Here is a 14,951-nt window from a genome sequence, read left to right on the forward strand (position 1 = left end):
GGATCTATGGGGAAAAATCAAGAAATTCATAAAGATAACGGACAAGTTATTTCTTTTAATCAATTAGCCGATTTCTTTTATGATAAAGGAATGAAGGCTTATCGCAATCATCATTTAGACGATGCAATTAAATATTTTAAAAGAGCGGCACAAAGTCAGAAAGAGCCGTTTATTTTATGTCAATTAGCAACGGCATTATCAGAAGTGGGAGAGTATCACGAATCGAATCAACTATTATTACAAATTGTTCGTACGGGTGAACAAATAGAAGAATGCTATTATTTTATGGCAAATAATTATGCGTATCTTGGTCTATTTCAACAAGCAAAAAAGTATGCAGAGCGGTATTTAGAAATTGCGACGGATCAAGAGTTTATTGCAGAGACGATGGAGCTTTTAGAGATTATTGAAGAAGAAGAAATGGATGCACCGGAACTTGAGGATGAAGATGGGCTAATTGTGATGCAAGAGCAAGCAAATCATTATATTCGGAACGGTCAATTAGAGGAAGCAATTGCGACGCTTGAAGGTGTTATAACGGAATATCCGGAATTTTGGTCGGCACATAATAATTTAGCAATTGCTCATTTTCAGCTTGGCAATGTTGATCAAGCATTGAAAATGACAGAGCTCATTTTAGAGAAGAATCCAGGGAATATTCATGCCTTATGTAATACGCTTATTTTTCTATATTCTATTGGGGAATATAAGCAAGTAGAAAAGTTAGCAGAGCAATTGGAGACAGTGTATCCGATGTCATTTGAACATCGTGTGAAACTAGGGACAACATTTGCGACAATTGGTCGTTTCGAAAGCGCATATAAATGGTTGAAAATTTTAAAGCGTCAAGGTTACGAAGGTGATGTTAGTTTTTATTACTGGTTTGCATATTCTGCTTATATGGTAAATGATGAACAAACAGCAGAGAAAATGTGGGCGCATGTCGTGGAGTTACATCCTGATAAAAAAGGAAAGGAGCCTTGGAATGCTATTAATTTAGCAGATGAAGGCCAAAATATTTTATTTCGAGAACTGCAGCAATCTTTTCAGAAAAGTGAAACATTAGAAGAACAAATGCTGGCTTTATATTTAATGAATGAGCTGACAACACCAGAGAAAATCGGCTTTTTCTTTGATGTGATGCAATCTCCTAAGCGTGTTCCAATCGTATCACAGCTTGCGCACTATTTCTTTTTAATTAATAGTCATAAAAGTATTCCGCAAGGGCTTCAGCCGTTTGAACAATGCGTTCACATTGCAGATGCTTTATACAACTATACTAAAAAAGATGATGAGCTGATTGAAGAGTGTTTACATCTTTGGTTTTGTACATTTATACGCTTATACACGAGCGGAACGGCGTTTACAAATGTATATGGCTGGTCAGCGGCAGTTGAATATATTGTAAGAGGCGAATGCCACGATAAATTGACGCAGGCAGAGCTTGGGAATATATATAATGTATCGGTAGCAACTGTACGAAAGTATGTGCAAGCAGTAAGATGTGTGCATGCGTAAGAGCAAGCAAATCATTGGGAAAAAAGCATTGCTGACAGTATAATGAGGGTATTACAAGAGCGTTAAGAACAGGAGATGAAAAATATGGCAGAAGAAAAAATTTATGATGTAATTATTATCGGAGCTGGTCCAGCAGGAATGACAGCAGCTGTGTATACATCTCGAGCAAATTTAAGTACGTTAATGCTAGAGCGCGGTATTCCGGGCGGACAGATGGCAAATACAGAAGAAGTAGAAAACTATCCAGGTTATGACCATATTTTAGGACCGGATTTATCAAATAAAATGTTTGAACATGCGAAGAAATTCGGTGCAGAATATGCATACGGTGATGTGAAACAAATTATTGATGGAAAAGAATATAAAACAGTAATCGCTGGAAAGAAAGAATATAAAGCACGCGCAATTATTGTAGCGAGCGGTGCGGAATATAAGAAAATTGGTGTTCCAGGCGAGAAAGAACTTGGCGGACGCGGCGTATCATACTGCGCAGTATGTGACGGTGCATTCTTTAAAGGGAAAGAGCTTGTTGTTGTTGGCGGCGGCGACTCAGCTGTTGAAGAAGGTGTGTATTTAACACGCTTTGCAACGAAAGTAACAATTGTTCACCGTCGTGATCAATTACGTGCACAAAAGATTTTACAAGACCGTGCTTTCCAAAATGAAAAAGTTGATTTCATTTGGAACCACACTGTAAAAGAAATTAATGAAGCAAACGGAAAAGTAGGCAGCGTAACACTTGTAGATGTAAACAGTGGTGAAGAACAAGAGTTTAAAACAGAAGGCGTATTTATTTATGTTGGTATGTTACCACTTTCTAAACCATTTGCAGAGTTAGGTATTACAAATGAAAATGGTTATATTGAAACAAATGAACGTATGGAAACGAAAGTTCCTGGTATTTTCGCAGCTGGTGACATTCGTGAAAAAATGCTTCGTCAAATTGTAACAGCAACAGGTGATGGAAGTATTGCAGCGCAAAGTGCGCAGCATTACGTAGAATGCCTATTAGAAGAGTTAAAAGTAGAAAATTAATAACCCGAGAAGAGAAGTTGCCTTTACTGAGGTAGCTTCTTTTTCATTTATCGGCGCTTTTTTCGATATATCGGCGATTCGGCACAACTTATCGGCGCTTTTTTCATTATATCGGCGGTTCGACACGGGATAAAGACCATTCGAGTAAATTCGATATGTGAACTTTGCGTTTAGCAATTTATATAGGATTTCAAAGCCTGAATTGTTATAGAGATGTCATATATATTAGGTCATTCTGTTCGTACTCTTTTGTGTTTGTTGTTATACTTTAATTTGCGAAAAAATGTTCAAAAGAAATGAGGAATGTGTAGAAGATGGAATGGCGTAATGTATATCGTGGGTTTTGTATGGGTGTTAGCGATTTAATTCCTGGTGTTAGCGGTGGAACGATTGCCGTTGTACTTGGGATTTATGAGCAACTACTTGCTGCAATTAGCGGATTCTTTAGTCGTGAGTGGAAAAAACATTTAGGATTTTTAATTCCGCTTGCTGCTGGTGTAGGGGCAGCATTTTTGACGTTAAGTCATGTAATTAAGTATTTACTGGAAAATCATTATGGGCCAACGCAGTTTTTCTTCCTTGGTTTAATCTTGAGTATTGTACCAATGCTAATGAAGGAAGCCAATGCGAAAGAAGAATTTAAAGCAGGCCATATTATTATATTGTTTGTTGCAGCAGCTCTTGTAGCGGTAACTGCATTTTTTAAGCCGGATAAAGCAGCAGATCCAATTACGACGTTAACAATTTTAAATACGATCGGGCTATTCTTGGCAGGTTGGATGGCTAGTATGGCTATGCTACTTCCAGGGATTAGTGGATCATTTATTTTATTACTTATTGGCGTGTATCCGACAGCGATTCAAGCTTTAACAACATTGAATCTACCATTAATTGCGGTAATTGGTGCGGGGGTTATGGTAGGGTTCGTTGTGAGTAGTAAAGGAATTAGCTATTTATTAACGCATTTTAAGAGCGCGACATTTGCGGCAATTATTGGACTTGTGATTGGATCAATTGCAGTCGTGTTTCCTGGTATTCCAACAGGTGGTATATCGATTGTAAGTTCTATTATTACATTTATTTTAGGATTTGCGATTGTATCATATTTTAGTAAGAAATAAGTGATTGAGGGATAGCCCTCAATCACTTATTTTTTTATTTGTAAAAGCTTAAAATCCTTTCTTTTTAAGGGAGGAAGCGAGTGGAGGGCATGTTGTATTCTGCATAGCATCGACTTCCATGTCGGAAAAGAGATTAGTTATTATTTTTGTTAATAATTTTTGTGTTTTTACCAATAATATACAAAAGAGGTAGATTTGAAGAAGTTACTTGAGTTTATACATAAGTGAAAAATGAAAAGAATGCTTTCCTTTATTACCCCGCCATTCGCAAACAGTAAGTCCCCTGTCACAAAAAAGAGAAGAAGATAGGTGGGGATGAAGATCCTATTTGGAGGTGTCTACATGAGAGTGTCGGTATTTATTACGTGTCTTGCTGATGTTTTTTATCCAGAAGTAGGAAAAGATGTTGTTGAAATTCTTGAAGATTTAGGCTGTGAAGTCGATTTTCCTAAAAAACAAACTTGCTGTGGTCAGCCTGCTTATAATAGCGGATATCAAAAAGAAACGAAAACAGCTGCAAAGCATATGATTGAAGCATTTGCTGGTTCAGAGTATGTTGTGGCACCATCAGGCTCTTGCGTTATGATGGTTCACGAGTTTTCAAGTTTATTTTCTGAAAGTGAAACAGAATGGCGCGAAAAAGCTACGGAACTTGCAAAGAAAACATATGAATTTACACAGTTTATTGTAGAGGTATTAGGAAAAGAAGATTTAGGAGCAAAGCTGCATAAAAAAGCAACCGTTCATACATCTTGTCATATGAGCCGGTTAATGAATATTAAAGAGCCTCCTCAAACATTATTAAAACATGTAAAAGGCTTGGAAGTTGTTCCGTTGTCTCATAATTATGATTGCTGTGGATTCGGCGGTACATTCGCAGTGAAGATGGCGGAAATCTCTGAGGAGATGGTTGAGGAAAAAGTGAAGCATATTATGGAAACGGGTGCGGAAGTGTTAATCGGGATGGATTGCAGCTGTTTAATGAATATAAAAGGGCGATTAACCCGTCATGGTTACCCAATTGAAGTGAAACATATTGCGCAAGTATTAAATGAGGATAGAGAGGGGATCTAAAAATGGGAATGAAAATTGGGAACGATCCTTTTCATAAACGTACTGAAACAGGTATCGGGGATCAATTTATGAGAAATGCAGTTAAGAAAGCGCAAGATGGTCTTAGAAGTAAGAAATTAAAAGCGACTGAGAGTCTTGGAAATTGGGAGGAATGGCGTTCTTTAGGAGAAGAAATCCGAAAGCATACATTAGAAAATCTTGATTATTATTTATATCAACTCACGGAAAAGATTGAGGAAAATGGTGGTTCTGTGTATTTCGCAGAGACTGCTGAAGATGCAAGGGAATATGTAAAAGGGATTATAAAAAAGAAAAACGCAAAAAAAATTGTAAAGTCAAAATCGATGGTAACGGAAGAAATTAGTCTAAATGAAGCAATTGAAGAAGTTGGCGGAGAAGTATTAGAAACGGACCTAGCGGAATTTATTTTACAAATTAATGATCATGATCCGCCATCACATATCGTTGTTCCGTGTCTTCATAAAGATAAAGAAAGCATCTGCGAGTTGTTTAAAGAAAAAATAGGCTATACCGGAACGGCTGATCCTGAAAAAATGGCGAGGTTTGTCCGGAACTATTTGCGTAATGATTTTTTAACAGCGGATGTAGGCGTGACGGGATGTAATTTTGCTGTTGCGGAGTCCGGGTCTATTTCAATTGTCGCGAACGAAGGGAATGCCAGATTAGTTACGACCATTCCGAAAACGTTAATTACCGTGATGGGGATGGAGCGGATTGTCCCAACATGGCAAGAACTTGATGTGTTAGTAACGCTTTTGTGCCGAAGCTCTGTCGGGCAAAAGTTAACAAGTTATATTACAGGTTTAACGGAACCTGGGGGGACAGATGGACCAGAGGAATTTCATTTAGTGATTGTTGATAACGGCCGTTCTAATATTTTAGGAACAGAGTTTCAAAGTATTTTGCAATGTATTCGCTGTGCGGCATGTATTAATGTGTGTCCAGTATATCGTCATATCGGAGGACATGCATACGGCTCAATCTATCCAGGGCCAATTGGTGCTGTCTTGACGCCGCTTTTAGGCGGATACGATGAGTACAAGGATTTGCCTTATGCATCCAGCCTTTGCGGAGCTTGTACGGAAGCATGTCCGGTGCGAATACCTTTACATGAATTATTAATTCAGCATCGCAGGCAGATTGTAGAGGAAGCAAAAAAGTCTCCTGTAGCTTGGGATATGGCGATGAAAGGCTTTGAAAAAATGGTGAAGAGTTCGAGGTCGTTCTCGTTAGCGGCGAGGACAGCTCCGTATGCATTAAAGCCTTTTACAAAAGGAGATAAAATTGAGCGCGGGGTAGGACCGTTAAAAGCTTGGACAAAAGCAAGGGACTTTCCAGCTCCGAAAAAACAACTGTTTAGAGATTGGTTTGAAAAGCGGTCAAGGGAGGATCGGTAATGGCTATTCAAAATCGCGAAACATTTTTAGCTAAGCTATCCGAAAGACTTGGGAGGAAACGTCCGGAAACCGTAGAAAAACCGAGCTGGTCTGTTTCTCCGCAATGGAGCGTTTTTGACGGATTAACGAAGGATGAGCTTGTATTGAAGTTGATGGAACATTGTGAAACGATTCATACAGAAGTTCTGAGAACAAACAAGGCTAATCTTGCAGAAACATTACACTACTTTATGAAAGAATGGAATATCAAATCTGTTATTTATTCACATGATGAACGGTTTGATGAATATAATCTTAGTAATACTTTTACAAATGAAGAGGCAATGCATTTTCATAAATGGGATTTAGCTCATAAGGAAGAGAGTATTGAATTCGCGAAAACAGCTGATCTTGGAATTACATTTTGTGATATTGCTCTTGCGGAATCAGGAACCGTCGTTTTATATAATGATGGAATGAAAGGGAGACACGTTAGTCTTCTTCCTGAATCGTATATTGCTATTGTCCCGAAAAGTACGATCGTCCCTAGGTTAACACAAGCTACAAAGATGATTCATCGTCAAAATGTTGAAGGTGAAGCCCCTCCATCTTGTTTGAATTTTATCTCTGGTCCGTCAAACAGTGCTGATATTGAAATGAATCTTGTCGTAGGAGTACATGGGCCAATAAGAACAGCGTATATTATTGTGGATGATCAATAATTATTTACTATATGGTGATGGGAATCGTCTCCCATCATCTTTTTTCATTTGCTGTAGACATGGGGTTCCTTCGTTGTGACAAACTGTATTTGATAGTATAATGAAGGAAGTATATAATGGGGATTTCTCCGTTAGTAGCTGAGGTGAAGAAGTTTGCAAAGAGTGACAAACTGTGTGTTAATTAAGGATAATGAAGTTCTTCTATTACAAAAGCCTCGTCGAAACTGGTGGGTTGCTCCAGGTGGTAAAATGGAGCGCGGGGAAACGGTAAGAGAATCGGTTGTTCGCGAATATCGCGAAGAAACGGGTATTTATTTGAAAAATCCAGCATTAAAAGGTGTCTTCACTTTCGTAATCCAAGAAGGAGACAAGGTTGTTTCCGAATGGATGATGTTTTCTTTCTTAGCGACAGATTTTGCAGGAGAAAATAAACTGCAAAGCGAAGAAGGGATAATAGGCTGGCATACATTTGATAAGATTGATGAGTTGCCAATGGCACCGGGAGATTATCATATTATTGATTATTTAATTAAAGGAAATGGTATTATTTACGGTACATTTGTATATACACCAGACTTTGAATTACTTTCGTATCGGTTAGATCCGAGTTAAGCTATGAGGGGGGATATAATGGACGCGCATAATGATATTAAAATGGTTATTATTACAGGAATGTCTGGAGCAGGAAAAACGGTTGCCCTGCAAAGCTTTGAGGATTTAGGGTATTTTTGCGTCGATAATTTACCGCCTATGCTGTTGCCGAAGTTTGTTGAATTAATGGCAGACTCGAAAGGGAAAATGAATAAAGTAGCGCTCGGTATTGATTTACGCGGGCGAGAGTTCTTTGATCATTTATGGGGATCGCTTGATGATTTAACAGAACGCACATGGATTATTCCGCATATTTTATTTTTAGATGCAAAAGATAGTACACTTGTAACTCGTTATAAAGAAACAAGGCGTTCACATCCACTTGCTCCGACGGGTCTTCCGTTAAAGGGAATAGAAGCAGAGCGTTCGTTATTAACAGATATGAAGGCGCGTGCGAATATTGTACTTGATACATCGGAATTAAAGCCGAAAGAGCTAAGAGAAAAGATCATTCAATTATTCTCAACTGAGGGTGAACAAGCATTTCGTGTAAACGTAATGTCATTTGGATTTAAATATGGTATTCCAATTGATGCTGATTTAGTATTTGATGTTCGTTTTTTACCAAATCCATACTATATTCCACATATGAAGCCATTAACAGGTCTTGACGAGGAAGTATCGTCATATGTGCTGAAATTTAACGAAACGCACAAGTTTTTAGAGAAGTTAACAGACCTTATTTCCTTTATGCTTCCGCATTATAAGCGCGAAGGAAAAAGTCAGCTTGTTATTGCGATTGGATGTACAGGAGGGCAACATCGATCTGTTACACTTGCAGAATATTTAACGAAACATTTGAAGCAAGAATATACAACTCATGTATCTCATCGTGATGTGGAGAAGAGAAAGGGACATTAAGAGATGGGAAAAGAGAGGAAACCGAAAATCGTTATTATGGGGGGCGGAACGGGTCTATCCGTTTTGCTACGCGGTTTAAAAACGTATCCTGTCGACATTACGGCGATTGTAACGGTTGCTGATGATGGGGGAAGCTCTGGAAGACTTCGGGATGAATTGGAAATTCCGCCTCCTGGAGATATTCGTAATGTGCTTGTTGCGTTGTCTGATGTGGAGCCCCTTGTGGAGGCGTTATTTCAGCATCGCTTTACATCGGGAGAAGGATTAACAGGACATGCGCTTGGAAATTTATTGTTGGCTGGAATGACAGCTATTACAGGTGATTTCTTTCATGCCATTACGGAAACGAGTAAAGTGTTAAATGTGAGAGGGCGTGTACTTCCAGCTGCAAATCAAAGTGTTGTTTTGCATGCGGAATTGGAAGATGGTCAAATTGTAAGCGGGGAATCAAAAATTCCGTATTACGGGAAAAAAATTAACCGTGTCTTTTTAACACCGGGGGAAGTAGAGCCGCTTCATGAAACGTTAATGGAAATTCAAAGAGCGGATTTACTTCTATTTGGACCAGGAAGTTTGTATACAAGCATTTTGCCAAATTTAATGGTGAAAAAAATTGGAGATGCGGTTCTTCGCGCAAAAGCGAAGAAAGCATACATTTGTAATGTTATGACCCAAGCTGGTGAAACAATGGGATATACAGCGTTTGACCATGTGAAAGCATTACATGATCATCTTGGAGAAGCGTTTATCGATACAGCAATCGTGAACGATGAACCAATCCCATCTCAATTATTAGGGCGTTATGCGAAAGAAATGTCGGAACCAGTTGCAATCGATGAAGAGCGTTTTGCTGCACATAATATTAAGTTGATTAAAGGTTGTTTAGCAAAGTATGATGATCAAGTTGTGCGTCATGATACGATAAAACTAGCTTCGATTTTATATTCACTAATATAACTTGTAAGTTTATAAAGCGTTACTTCTTTGAGGTAACGCTACAAATTCATTTAGGGTAGTAGGTTATCATTGCTAGGAGGTGAAACGGTTGTCCTTTGCATCAGAAACAAAGAAGGAGCTAACAAAGCTCGAAATGAAGGAATGCTGTGAGAAAGCAGAGTTGTCAGCATTACTTCGTATGAACGGTTCACTCTCCTTTTCAAACCGTCGTGTAATCATTGACATTCAAACAGAAAATGCAGCGATTGCTCGAAGAATTTATACATTATTGAAAAAAGGATATAACGTGACAGTTGAACTACTTGTGCGTAAGAAAATGCGCTTAAAGAAAAATAATGTGTACATCGTTCGTTTAGTTGAAAAAGCGCGTGAGATTTTAGCAGACTTGCACATTGTACGAGAGGACTTTTCGTTTATTCGTGATATTTCACAAGAATTGATTGAGAAAAAGTGTTGTAAACGATCGTACTTACGCGGGGCATTTTTAGCTGGCGGTTCCGTTAATAATCCGGAAACATCATCGTATCATTTAGAAGTTTTCTCGTTATACAAGGAACATAATGATGCGATATGTGAGTTGATGAATGAGTTTGCGTTAAACAGTAAAACGTTAGAAAGACGAAAAGGGTACATTACGTATTTAAAGGAAGCGGAAAAGATTACCGAGTTCTTAAATATTATTGGGGCTCATAGCGCTCTTTTAAGGTTTGAAGATATTCGAATTGTGCGTGATATGCGTAATTCTGTAAATCGTCTTGTGAACTGTGAAACAGCAAACTTAAATAAAACGATTGGTGCAGCTTTAAGACAAATTGAAAATATTCGTTATATTGACGAGACTGTTGGACTTGATTTTTTACCAGATAAATTACGTGAAATCGCAGAGCTGCGTATCAATTATCAAGATGTTACATTGAAAGAACTAGGAGAAATGGTATCTGGGGGAAACATTAGTAAATCGGGTATCAATCATCGTTTGCGTAAAATTGATGACATTGCGGAGAAATTACGCGCTGGTGAAGCAGTTGTAAAAAAATAAAAGGAAAAGGGGAATGGAACAGTGGTTCAAAAACGGGTAGAGGTGCTGTTGAAGACTGGATTACAAGCACGTCCGGCAGCGTTGTTTGTACAAGAAGCAAATCGTTTTCAAGCTGATATTTTTATGGAGAAAGACGGCAAAACGGTCAATGCTAAGAGTATTATGGGGATTATGAGCTTAGCCGTTGGATCTGGATGTGAAGTTACGATTACAACAGAAGGATCAGATGAGGCAGCAGCACTAGAAGCACTTGTTGCTTATGTGCAAAAAGAACAATAAAAAGCTATCGCGAATGTGCGATAGCTTTTTATTGTGCGCTGCGTTTCGGTGACTGGGCTATTCGCCTGTCGAAAGCAGTCGAGGGGTCTTTATCCCGTGTCGAATCGCCGATATAATGAAAAAAGCGCCGATAAGTTGTGTCGAATCGCCGATATATCGGAAAAAACGCCGATAAATGAAAAAGAGCTATCGTAAATGATAGCTCTTTTCTTCTGATCTAGCTCCAGCGGCTAGAATCTCCGGTCGTTTCGCCCCCTCCGACGAGGTAAAAAGCACCTCTCTGTCGGGGGCTCCAACGTCCTACGATTCTGGGCGAGCCGCTTCCGCTTTTCTTCTGATCTAGCTCCGCCTCCTAGTCCCTTGCGTCTAAGAACCTTCCGCACGAGAAGATAAAAAGCATCTTCTGTGCGAAAGAACCTTAGCCGATGGGACTGGACAGTCGGCTCCGCTTTTCTTAGCGGTTTGTAAAGATTTTATCGATTAAGCCGTATTCTAATGCTTTTTCTGCTGTCATGAAGTTGTCACGCTCTGTGTCGCGCTCAATTACTTCTAAATCTTGACCTGTACGCTCAGCAAGGATTTTGTTTAGTTTATCGCGTAAGAATAGGATACGTTTTGCAGCGATTTCGATTTCTGTCGCTTGTCCTTGTGCACCGCCAAGTGGTTGGTGAATCATAACTTCACTGTTTGGAAGTGCGAAACGTTTTCCTTTTTCACCAGCTGCAAGTAAGAAAGCACCCATAGATGCAGCCATACCGATACAAATTGTAGATACGTTTGGTTTAATAAATTGCATTGTATCGTAAATTGCCATACCTGCTGTAATAGAGCCGCCAGGACTGTTGATATATATATGAATATCTTTCTCTGGGTCTTGTGATTCTAAGAATAAAAGCTGAGAAACGATTGAGTTTGCTACGTTGTCGTCGATTGCGCTTCCAAGCATAATGATGCGGTCTTTTAATAAGCGAGAGTAAATATCGTAAGCACGTTCCCCGCGATTTGTTTGTTCAATAACTGTAGGAATTAAATTCATGTGTAACTTCCTCCTTTAACACATTTGTTAGTTTTATAATACAATTATGGTCAATAAAGGTCAAACGAAACCACTTCAGTTTAAAAAATATGTATGTTTATCATGTTAATTCGCTATGAATAAAGAATTCCCTTCTTCCGTACCTTCCTCATCATAACCGAATTGGATGAATTTAAACATACTTATGCGCACCCCTTTTTTTAGTGGGCGAGTGCAATTTCTTTGTTCTCTGCATTTCAGCGGATGTATATAGACATAAAAAAAGAACGCCATTACATATATAAGCGTTCTTTTTCGTACTATTCTTTTAGTAAATACGTTACTTTATTTAAAATTTCCTCTAGCTTCTTGGCGTTGTTTGCATACATGTTCGCCGCGGTATTTGATTTCGTCTCTAAAGAAAAGAGTTCAAGATCAGCATGACACTTCTTTAAGGAAGCGAGTAATAATGGTTTATCTTGGGGAGAAGGCATTTGAATTTTATCGTTGTATATGTCGACAGTGAGTTGGCCGTAGGAGTCGACTTGTCCAATGAATACGTTGTCGATTGCAACCCCTATTTTTTCGAGTTCAGTGCGAATCCAAGCGCGGTTATGACCGCATGCTGCAAGAGGCTCATCTATTATGTTGCCGTCCATAATGACTGTGTGCGTTTCTTTTTCGTTTGGTAGTTTTAATCCGATATCTTTTGCAGTTAATGGTTGTCTGTCTTTCTTTAATAATACGTTTAATTCACCGCTCGGCTCTAGTATAGCGAATTCAACATCGGTTATGTTGAATACATCTTTTTTTCGCAGAAGTTCTAGTAGTTCGTCGCTCGTATATTTTTCCTTTTTTAAATTATCTTCGAGTACTTTGCCATCTTTTATAAAAATAGTGGATTTACCCTCTACAAAATCTCGCACTGTCTTATTTTTTAAGGAAATTAGTCCTGCGAAAAAAGGTATGATAGCAAAAACCAGCATACTAGAAATACCGTGGAAGAAGTTTTGTTCCAATCCTGTTGATACTTCTGCAGCGATATCACCAATCGTCATACCTGCTATGTATTCAAAAAAGGAAAGTTGAGAGATTTGTCTTTTGCCAAGCCATTTCGTAATGGCGAATAAAACAATTAAAACACATAAAGAACGTATAATGACAAGGGGCCATTCTGGTATGTGAATGTTAGGCATGTATATTCCCTCCAGTCTTCCTAAAATCCTTTATATTGTGGTTCTTCTCGTTCTAATGTTGAAACTCGCCCTTGTACATCAGCAATTATGCTATCCATCTCTAACATACATTCATGAAAAACGCGCTTTGCTTCTTGATCAGCAGAGTTTTGTGAAAGGGCGCTTAAGCTTGCTTGTGCACCTTTTAAACTAGCAAGGCATGTTTTTACACTTGCAACAACGGTCATGAGAACACCTCTTATCCTTTTGGTTTAAATAATAAAGCTCCAATAAATCCGAAGATAATTGCGGCGGATACACCGGCGCTTGTTACTTTAAACATTCCTGTTATAACGCCAATGATGCCATGTTCAGCCGCTTCTGCCATTGCACCGTGAACGAGAGCGTTCCCGAAGCTTGTAATAGGAACCGTTGCACCTGCTCCGGCAAAATCAATTAACGGTTCATACAAATTAAATCCATCTAATATGGCACCAATGACAACAAGTGTCGCCATTGTATGAGCAGGGGTGAGTTTGAAGACGTCGAACATAATTTGTCCAATGACACAAATGATGCCGCCAATTACAAAAGCCCAAAAAAAGATCATGTATTATACACCTCCAACTTCAATGGATACGGCATGGGCGATACAAGGAATCGTTTCTTGTTGCTGGAAAGTTAGTGGGGAAAGTAAGGCTCCGGTAGCAACTACAAGTATTTTGCGAAACTCTCCTTTTTTCATTCGGTTTAATAAATGTCCATACACAACAGTTGCTGAGCAACCAGGGCCGCTTGCTCCTGCTAAAATAGGTTGGTCGTCTCTATAAATAAGCAATCCGCAATCTTGAAATTGTTCGCTTCGTATAGATGTTCCTTGCTTACGTAGTAAGTCAAAGGCAATTTCGCGTCCTACATGACCAAGATCGCCCGTTACAATTAAGTCATAGTAGGATGCGTCGATTTGTCGTTCTCGTAAATGCGCTTCTATCGTGTCGACAGCGGCGGGAGCCATAGCGCCTCCCATATTAAACGGATCCGTTAATCCCATATCGATTACTCTTCCAATTGTTGCTGATGTGACGCAAGGGCCATCTCCTTGGTCGCTTAATAAGGCAACACCAGCTCCTGTTACTGTCCACTGCGCAGTAGGGGGTTTTTGTCCGCCGTATTCAGTTGGATATCTGAACTGTTTTTCTACAGCAGTATTATGGCTTGATGCTCCGGTTAATAAATATTTCGCGCCTTTTGCATTTACAATGCTTGCACCTAAAGCAAGTCCTTCCATTGAGGTGGAACAAGCGCCGAATAATCCGAGATAGGGAGTACCGAGTGTCCGGCAAGCAAAGCTAGAAGGTGTAATTTGATTAATTAAATCTCCTGCTAGGATAAATTGAATATCGTCTTTCCGTAGTTTTGCTTTTTCAGTTGCTCTGCTGCAGGCTTCTTCGAATAAAACTCGATGTGCTTTTTCATAGGAATCTTGTCCTAGCCATAAATTGTCGTGCAATGTATCGAAATCATCAGGGATGTTGCCGTTCGCTTCAAATGGTCCGCCAATGACACCAGTTGATATAATCACGGGTTTGTTGTCAAACACCCATGTTCGGTGGCCTTGTAACATCTAAAACCCTCCCCACTGGACTAGAATTGTTCGAATTAGTGCGATTACAAAAGCGGAAAATACACCAAATAAAATAACAGATCCGGCTAGTTTAAACATATTTCCGCCCACTCCAAGAACAAAACCTTCCGTCCGGTGCTCAATACAAGCCGATATGACAGAGTTTCCAAACCCAGTAACAGGAACAGCTGTACCTGCGCCGCCAAACTGAGCTAATCGATCGTATACACCGAAACCTGTTAAGAGCATGGAAATAAAGATCATTGTCGCTACAGTTGGATTCCCCGCAGATCGTTCCGTAAAATCGAAATAAGTAATATAAAATGTGGAGATCAGTTGACCGATTAAACAAATGAATCCACCTACAAAAAAGGCTTTTATACAATTTTTGAGAACAGGACGCTTTGGTTCACGCTGCTGTTCAAATTTTTTATATTCTTGTTGCACTGGTGATAAGTCTTTGTTTTGGCTCGACATATGAAT

Annotated in this window: 17 protein-coding genes; 11 read left to right on the forward strand and 6 right to left on the reverse strand. The window is 39.2% G+C overall.

Annotated elements, in window-relative coordinates:
• Window positions 1-6: 6 nt before the first annotated feature.
• From Q9306_RS14215 to Q9306_RS14265, 11 genes are all read left to right on the forward strand, one after another.
• A complete protein-coding gene (locus tag Q9306_RS14215; protein ID WP_306199493.1) occupies window positions 7-1,518 on the forward strand; it encodes a tetratricopeptide repeat protein in 1,512 nt (503 codons plus the stop codon).
• An 84-nt stretch (window positions 1,519-1,602) separates the two neighbouring features.
• Entirely contained in the window at window positions 1,603-2,553 is a 951-nt protein-coding gene (gene trxB / locus Q9306_RS14220) for a thioredoxin-disulfide reductase (protein WP_306199495.1), read from the forward strand.
• A 314-nt stretch (window positions 2,554-2,867) separates the two neighbouring features.
• Window positions 2,868-3,674 (forward strand): DUF368 domain-containing protein, encoded by an 807-nt coding sequence (locus Q9306_RS14225; RefSeq protein ID WP_306199497.1) that lies wholly within the window; start codon window positions 2,868-2,870, stop codon window positions 3,672-3,674.
• Window positions 3,675-4,016: 342 nt separating this feature from the next.
• Entirely contained in the window at window positions 4,017-4,748 is a 732-nt protein-coding gene (locus Q9306_RS14230) for a (Fe-S)-binding protein (RefSeq protein WP_306199499.1), read from the forward strand.
• Between the two features lie 2 nt (window positions 4,749-4,750).
• Window positions 4,751-6,166: a LutB/LldF family L-lactate oxidation iron-sulfur protein gene (locus Q9306_RS14235; RefSeq protein ID WP_306199501.1), complete on the forward strand. Its 1,416-nt coding sequence runs from the start codon at window positions 4,751-4,753 to the stop codon at window positions 6,164-6,166.
• Window positions 6,166-6,867, forward strand: coding sequence for a LutC/YkgG family protein (locus tag Q9306_RS14240; RefSeq protein ID WP_306199502.1), 702 nt, complete (start codon window positions 6,166-6,168; stop codon window positions 6,865-6,867). The genes Q9306_RS14235 and Q9306_RS14240 overlap by 1 nt, the downstream gene beginning before the upstream one ends.
• Window positions 6,868-7,020: 153 nt before the next feature.
• Entirely contained in the window at window positions 7,021-7,479 is a 459-nt protein-coding gene (locus Q9306_RS14245; protein WP_028411235.1) for an NUDIX hydrolase, read from the forward strand.
• A gap of 18 nt (window positions 7,480-7,497) precedes the next feature.
• Window positions 7,498-8,379, forward strand: coding sequence for an RNase adapter RapZ (gene rapZ, locus Q9306_RS14250; RefSeq protein ID WP_306199505.1), 882 nt, complete (start codon window positions 7,498-7,500; stop codon window positions 8,377-8,379).
• Window positions 8,380-8,382: 3 nt separating this feature from the next.
• Window positions 8,383-9,336: a gluconeogenesis factor YvcK family protein gene (locus tag Q9306_RS14255; protein WP_306199507.1), complete on the forward strand. Its 954-nt coding sequence runs from the start codon at window positions 8,383-8,385 to the stop codon at window positions 9,334-9,336.
• A gap of 88 nt (window positions 9,337-9,424) precedes the next feature.
• Window positions 9,425-10,375 carry a DNA-binding protein WhiA gene (gene whiA / locus Q9306_RS14260; protein ID WP_306199509.1) on the forward strand — a complete coding sequence of 317 codons (951 nt, stop codon included), beginning with the start codon at window positions 9,425-9,427 and terminating at the stop codon, window positions 10,373-10,375.
• A gap of 21 nt (window positions 10,376-10,396) precedes the next feature.
• The gene (locus Q9306_RS14265) at window positions 10,397-10,654 is read left to right on the forward strand and encodes an HPr family phosphocarrier protein (RefSeq protein WP_306199511.1); all 258 of its coding nucleotides are present in this window, start codon (window positions 10,397-10,399) and stop codon (window positions 10,652-10,654) included.
• Window positions 10,655-11,108: 454 nt separating this feature from the next.
• Here Q9306_RS14265 and clpP read toward each other — a convergent pair whose 3' ends face one another.
• The 6 genes from clpP to spoVAC form a co-directional block, all read right to left on the reverse strand.
• Entirely contained in the window at window positions 11,109-11,690 is a 582-nt protein-coding gene (gene clpP, locus Q9306_RS14270; RefSeq protein ID WP_020061713.1) for an ATP-dependent Clp endopeptidase proteolytic subunit ClpP, read from the reverse strand.
• A 299-nt stretch (window positions 11,691-11,989) separates the two neighbouring features.
• Window positions 11,990-12,865 carry a DUF421 domain-containing protein gene (locus tag Q9306_RS14275; RefSeq protein ID WP_306199513.1) on the reverse strand — a complete coding sequence of 292 codons (876 nt, stop codon included), beginning with the start codon at window positions 12,863-12,865 and terminating at the stop codon, window positions 11,990-11,992.
• 20 nt (window positions 12,866-12,885) lie between these two features.
• Window positions 12,886-13,092, reverse strand: coding sequence for a DUF1657 domain-containing protein (locus Q9306_RS14280; RefSeq protein WP_306199515.1), 207 nt, complete (start codon window positions 13,090-13,092; stop codon window positions 12,886-12,888).
• Between the two features lie 11 nt (window positions 13,093-13,103).
• Window positions 13,104-13,454, reverse strand: a complete 351-nt coding sequence (gene spoVAE / locus Q9306_RS14285) for a stage V sporulation protein AE (RefSeq protein ID WP_035430468.1) — start codon at window positions 13,452-13,454, stop codon at window positions 13,104-13,106.
• 3 nt (window positions 13,455-13,457) lie between these two features.
• Window positions 13,458-14,468: a stage V sporulation protein AD gene (gene spoVAD, locus Q9306_RS14290; protein ID WP_306199518.1), complete on the reverse strand. Its 1,011-nt coding sequence runs from the start codon at window positions 14,466-14,468 to the stop codon at window positions 13,458-13,460.
• Window positions 14,469-14,945, reverse strand: coding sequence for a stage V sporulation protein AC (spoVAC, locus tag Q9306_RS14295; RefSeq protein WP_020061707.1), 477 nt, complete (start codon window positions 14,943-14,945; stop codon window positions 14,469-14,471). It lies immediately after the preceding gene.
• Window positions 14,946-14,951 lie beyond the last annotated feature (6 nt).

This window comes from Bacillus multifaciens, assembly GCF_030756675.1.
Classification (GTDB): Bacteria; Bacillota; Bacilli; order Bacillales; family Bacillaceae_G; genus Bacillus_A; species Bacillus_A multifaciens.

Bases quoted from the DNA above. Each gene is read 5' to 3' on its own strand.
- Q9306_RS14215 (WP_306199493.1), top strand. From the start codon at position 7: ATGGGGAAAAATCAAGAAATTCATAAAGATAACGGACAAGTTATTTCT.
- Q9306_RS14225 (WP_306199497.1), top strand. From the start codon at position 2,868: ATGGAATGGCGTAATGTATATCGTGGGTTTTGTATGGGTGTTAGCGAT.
- Q9306_RS14275 (WP_306199513.1), bottom strand. From the start codon at position 12,865: ATGCCTAACATTCACATACCAGAATGGCCCCTTGTCATTATACGTTCT.
- Q9306_RS14240 (WP_306199502.1), top strand. From the start codon at position 6,166: ATGGCTATTCAAAATCGCGAAACATTTTTAGCTAAGCTATCCGAAAGA.
- rapZ (WP_306199505.1), top strand. From the start codon at position 7,498: ATGGACGCGCATAATGATATTAAAATGGTTATTATTACAGGAATGTCT.
- trxB (WP_306199495.1), top strand. From the start codon at position 1,603: ATGGCAGAAGAAAAAATTTATGATGTAATTATTATCGGAGCTGGTCCA.
- Q9306_RS14235 (WP_306199501.1), top strand. From the start codon at position 4,751: ATGGGAATGAAAATTGGGAACGATCCTTTTCATAAACGTACTGAAACA.
- clpP (WP_020061713.1), bottom strand. From the start codon at position 11,690: ATGAATTTAATTCCTACAGTTATTGAACAAACAAATCGCGGGGAACGT.
- Q9306_RS14230 (WP_306199499.1), top strand. From the start codon at position 4,017: ATGAGAGTGTCGGTATTTATTACGTGTCTTGCTGATGTTTTTTATCCA.
- spoVAE (WP_035430468.1), bottom strand. From the start codon at position 13,454: ATGATCTTTTTTTGGGCTTTTGTAATTGGCGGCATCATTTGTGTCATT.
- spoVAD (WP_306199518.1), bottom strand. From the start codon at position 14,468: ATGTTACAAGGCCACCGAACATGGGTGTTTGACAACAAACCCGTGATT.
- Q9306_RS14280 (WP_306199515.1), bottom strand. From the start codon at position 13,092: ATGACCGTTGTTGCAAGTGTAAAAACATGCCTTGCTAGTTTAAAAGGT.
- spoVAC (WP_020061707.1), bottom strand. From the start codon at position 14,945: ATGTCGAGCCAAAACAAAGACTTATCACCAGTGCAACAAGAATATAAA.
- Q9306_RS14255 (WP_306199507.1), top strand. From the start codon at position 8,383: ATGGGAAAAGAGAGGAAACCGAAAATCGTTATTATGGGGGGCGGAACG.